General features: G+C 51.4%; 3 protein-coding genes and 2 pseudogenes. All 5 read left to right on the forward strand.

Annotation, left to right across the window (positions count from 1 at the left end):
* Positions 1-230: pseudogene (locus tag NFS22_RS23105) on the forward strand (tyrosine-type recombinase/integrase); the annotation flags it as partial.
* A complete protein-coding gene (locus tag NFS22_RS23110; RefSeq protein WP_251319977.1) occupies positions 188-1,618 on the forward strand; it encodes a tyrosine-type recombinase/integrase in 1,431 nt (476 codons plus the stop codon). The pseudogene NFS22_RS23105 and the gene NFS22_RS23110, both read left to right, overlap by 43 nt.
* A 148-nt stretch (positions 1,619-1,766) precedes the next feature.
* The gene (locus NFS22_RS23115; protein WP_251319978.1) at positions 1,767-2,645 is read left to right on the forward strand and encodes a TOTE conflict system archaeo-eukaryotic primase domain-containing protein; all 879 of its coding nucleotides are present in this window, start codon (positions 1,767-1,769) and stop codon (positions 2,643-2,645) included.
* Entirely contained in the window at positions 2,611-3,909 is a 1,299-nt protein-coding gene (locus NFS22_RS23120; RefSeq protein ID WP_251319979.1) for a DEAD/DEAH box helicase family protein, read from the forward strand. The genes NFS22_RS23115 and NFS22_RS23120 overlap by 35 nt, the downstream gene beginning before the upstream one ends.
* 63 nt (positions 3,910-3,972) lie before the next feature.
* A pseudogene (locus NFS22_RS23125) lies at positions 3,973-4,680 on the forward strand (TOTE conflict system archaeo-eukaryotic primase domain-containing protein); the annotation flags it as partial.

Here is a 4,680-nt window from a genome sequence, read left to right on the forward strand (position 1 = left end):
GGCACACATTCTCGACCCACGCACTGTCCAGCGGCGTGGACGCCAAGACGCTCTCCGGCATCCTGGGTCACAGCCGGGCGTCGTTTATTCTGGACACCTACACCCACGTCACCGGAGATATGCAGAAGCGTGCCTCAGAGGTAGTGGGCGATTTCCTGACAGAACTGCTTGGAGAGGAGTTGAAACCGTGGCAAAACGCAGAAAACGGGGCAGCGGCAGTGTCCGCCTGAGAAAGGATGGCCGCTGGGAGGGCCGGGCCGTTACTGGCTACGATGATAAGGGCCTGCCAAAAACGAAAAATGTCCTGGCAAAGACAAAATCCGAATGTGTTCAAAAGCTGAAAGAGTTGAGCGCCAGCATCGGGAAACCGGAACCCGCCGCCAAACCAGGTATGACCCTGGGTCAGTGGCTGGATCATTGGTACCAGTCCTGCAAGAAGTCAAACCTTCGGCCCAACACCCAGATGTCCTATGAACAACGAATCTACAACTACATCATTCCCGCGCTGGGAGACACCCCGCTGGACAAGCTCACGCAAAATGACCTCCAGCAGTTCTACACCGACCTCAAGCAAAACGGACGAATCAAGAATGTTGGTCACTATGGCAGCGGCCTCTCCGACCAGACGGTGCGGGGCTGTCACACCACACTCCGCTCGGCGCTGGAGATGGCTGTCTCCAAGAAACTGATCGCCTGCAACCCTGCCGATGGATGCCGGCTTCCTCCCGCCAAGCCCAGGGAAATGCAAGTGCTCACTCCAGAGGAGGTCCAGCGTTTGCTGATTCAAGCCAGAGAGGATAGCTGCTATGAACTGCTCCTGCTGGAGATTGCCACCGGCCTGCGTCGAGGCGAACTTCTGGCCCTCCAGTGGGATGACCTCAATTTCAAGACCGGGACATTGAGGGTGGAGCGGCAGGTCCATCGGGCCAAGGGAGAGTTAATCATCTCCCAGCCTAAAACCAAAGCCGCCAACCGGACGATCATCCTTCCCGCTCCGCTCCTGGGTGTCATAAAGGAATACCGCCAGCAGGTACACTCCTGCTGGATGTTCCCCTCGCCCAGAAAAGATGACCTGCCCTTGGACCCCGCCTCTGTCCGCAAGCGCCTGACCACGATTCTGGAAAGGGCCGGGTGCAAGCATATCCGTTTCCATGACCTCCGTCACCTGTTTGCCACCATGTCCCTGGAACACGGAATGGACATCAAGACCCTCTCCACGGTGATCGGTCACGTGTCCAGCAGCACCACTCTGAACATCTACGCCCACGTCACCGATGAGATGCGACAAACGGCAGCACGCAAAATCGACCGGGGAATCAGCAAGATCGAGTCCACACAGGAGGCGAAAACCACGGCCAGGAAACTCACCCCCAGCGCCTTCCAGCCTTACAAGGGGAAACGCCGCAAACCAGGCACTGGGTGCGTCACTCAAATCAACGACTATCTGTGGGAGGGACGGTATTCCCCCGTCTGGCCGGACGGCAAAAAGCATCCCCGCAACGTCTACGCTAAAACCAGAGAGGACTGTGAACAGCTGCTGGCGGAGATGATCCTCCAGATGAAAGCAGAGATTGCCGCAGAAAAGGAGCGGCTAAAAGTAAGCTTTGGGGCAAGTTGACAGGAATACACGGTCAGCAGCGGCCAGCGCAAGTAAATACTATACAATTTCAGGAATATGTGATATAGTTTTATAAGGGAAATCCGCACAATACATTAAAATTTTCCACTAAATGATAGTGCATCATCTTACACGAGGGGGCATATCTATGAAACATATAGCAGTGATAGCGGGATATGAATACCGCTTCATCGAAATGTTCTCTTCGGTGGAGGATTCTTCGCAGTTTGTCCTGTGTGCAAATCCTGATGGAAAAAAGTTTATCTGCCCAGTGGATTTTTGGCTCAGTCACACCGAGGCAGCAGCTTCAGAACCGGTCGCCCCCATTAACACCGGTAGTACCGCGCAGGAAAAGATCACATTCTTTCTCTCTTTGTTCCGGGGACGGGAAAACCTCTATGCAAAACGCTACTACAACTTAAAGACAGGTAAAAGCGGCTATGTCCCAGCTTGTCAAAACGAGTGGAAGCCGGAACTTTGCAATAAAAGGGCGCAAAAATGCCCCGAGTGCCCCAACAGGGCTTTCATGCCCTTAACTGCAAAGATTATTTGGGCACATATGATGGGACAGGACGAATTCTGTCGGGATGTTGTGGGGATCTACCCCATGCTGGAGGATGATCGAACCTGGCTTTTGGCGGTAGACTTTGATGAAGAATCGTGGAGGGAAGACACTTCTGCTTTCCGCGAAACCTGCCTTGCCTTTAACATTACACCCGCCGTAGAACGCTCCCGCTCAGGGAATGGAGCACACATTTGGTTTTTCTTTTCTGAGCCTGTTTCCGCTGCGGATGCCCGTCGATTGGGGAGCGGGCTGTTGACGCAGGCAATGGCCCGCCGGCACGAACTGCAGTTCAAATCCTACGATCGGTTGTTCCCTTCTCAGGACACTGTCCCAAAAGGCGGGTTTGGAAATCTGATTGCCTTGCCTTTTCAAGGCCAAGCTCGGCAAAAAGGCAATACGTTATTTGTCGACGAACAGTTTATGCCATATGAAGATCAGTGGTCATTTCTCTGCCCTGCCTAAAATCACGCCGGAAAAATTGGCGGACATGGTGGGAAAGCTGTGCGGCAACGGAGAAACAGGAGTATTGCTGGAATCTGTAGAGCCAAAACCGTGGCCATTAAGGCGGAAAACGCCGGAACTGCATCGCGAAGATTTTCCGATACAAGCCCGGCTCATGATTTCAAATCTCTTGTATGTTGATAAATATGGCTTTTCACAAAAGGCGTTAAATACAGTCAAACGCTTGGCCGCATTTCGGAATCCTGAATTCTATAAAAAGCAAGCCATGCGCTTGCCCGTCTACAATATACCCCGCGTGCTTGATTGCAGCTACGAAGATCCGGATTTTATGGGAATCCCCAGGGGGTGCTTTGAGCCGTTGAAGGATCTGCTTGACACATATGATACTCCATACATTTTAGCGGATCAGCGTCAACCTGGACAGCAGATCAGCGTTGCTTTTCGTGGGGAACTCCGCCAGGAACAAATACCGGCAGCTAAGGCTCTTTTGTCCCATGACATTGGTGTCCTGTCCGCGACTACAGCTTTTGGTAAAACAGTGGTAGGCGCGTATTTGATTGGGCAGCGCAAAGTTAACACCCTGATCCTGGTCCACTCCAGCGCACTTCTGGAACAGTGGAAAGCATCGCTGGAAAATTTTCTTGATGTTCAGGAACCCTTGCCGGAGCAACCCAAGCGGCGTGGCCGAAAGAAACGAATCGAGCAGATTGGTCAAATCGGTGCGGGGAAAAACACGCGGGGTGGTATCATTGATATTGCCATTATGCAATCCCTTTTTGAGGGTGAAGAAAAAGACGTAAAGCCTTTTGTTTCGGAATATGGGATGGTCTTGTGCGATGAGTGTCACCATTTAGCAGCCTTTACCTTTGAAAAAATCATGCGGGAAGTGAAAGCTCGATATATCTATGGCCTGTCCGCCACACCTGTTCGCCCAGACGGCCATCAGCCAGTTATTTTTATGCAATGCGGTCCTGTACGTTACTCAGTCGATGCAAAAAACCAGGCAGAAAAGCGGAGCTTCTCTCATTACGCAATTCCGCGCTTTACCAGAACACGGCTGCCTGACGCCCGAACGATCCAAGATATCTATTCTGGTATTGCGAAGAATGAGGCAAGAAATCACTTCCTGATTTCTGACACAATCCAAGTAGTTGCGGAGGGAAGAACACCGCTGCTGCTGACTGAACGAAAGGAGCACGCAATTCGTTTGGAGGAGGCCCTTCGGGGCAAAGCGGATCATGTATTTTTGCTTCTGGGCAGCTGAAAGCAGAAAGAGAAACGTGAAAAACTGGCTTCCTTGCGAGCAGTTCCAGCAAATGAATCCCTTGTGGTGGTCGCTACCGGAAAGTATATAGGCGAAGGGTTTGATGAACCTCGTCTGGATACGATCCTGCTGGCAATGCCCATCTCCTGGAAAGGTACGCTTGCCCAATATGTTGGCCGTCTGCACCGAAATTATGAGGGCAAACAGGAAGTCCGTGTCTACGATTATGTCGATATCCACATCCCATCGTTAGAGCGAATGTACCATAAGCGTTTGAAAGGATATTCAGAACTTGGGTACTGCATAAAAGCATCGGAACATGATCCGGTTTCAAGCCGTATTTATAACGCTCAAGATTATTTTGCCCCATTTGTGTCTGATTTGAGCGATGCCGCAAAAGACATCCTGATTGTCAGCCCTTTTTTGAAAAAAGTCCGGACACAGGCCGTACTACCCGCATTGGAGAAAGCGATTGCCGCCGGTGTTGCCGTGACAATCCACACAAGGCCGCCTGAAAATTATTTGCCGGAACAGCGCGCCGCCATTGCACAATCTATCGCCTTGTTAGCAAGCCGTAAGATTACCGTAGATACAAAAAATAATCTCCGGCATCGTTACGCTGTAATTGATCACAGTATCGTTTGGTATGGAAATATTAACTATTTGTCATACAGCGGACGAGATTCGAATGCCCTGCGATTTGAGAGCCCGGATACCGCTGGGGAATTGCTTGGATCATGGGATAACGGCGATTTTCAACAGCTGCGCATC

The sequence above is a fragment of the Flintibacter muris genome (assembly GCF_943192995.1).
Classification (GTDB): domain Bacteria; phylum Bacillota; class Clostridia; order Oscillospirales; family Oscillospiraceae; genus Lawsonibacter; species Lawsonibacter muris.

Excerpts from the sequence above, each read along its gene's own strand:
- NFS22_RS23115 (WP_251319978.1), top strand. The coding sequence starts at position 1,767 with ATGAAACATATAGCAGTGATAGCGGGATATGAATACCGCTTCATCGAA.
- NFS22_RS23120 (WP_251319979.1), top strand. The coding sequence starts at position 2,611 with ATGAAGATCAGTGGTCATTTCTCTGCCCTGCCTAAAATCACGCCGGAA.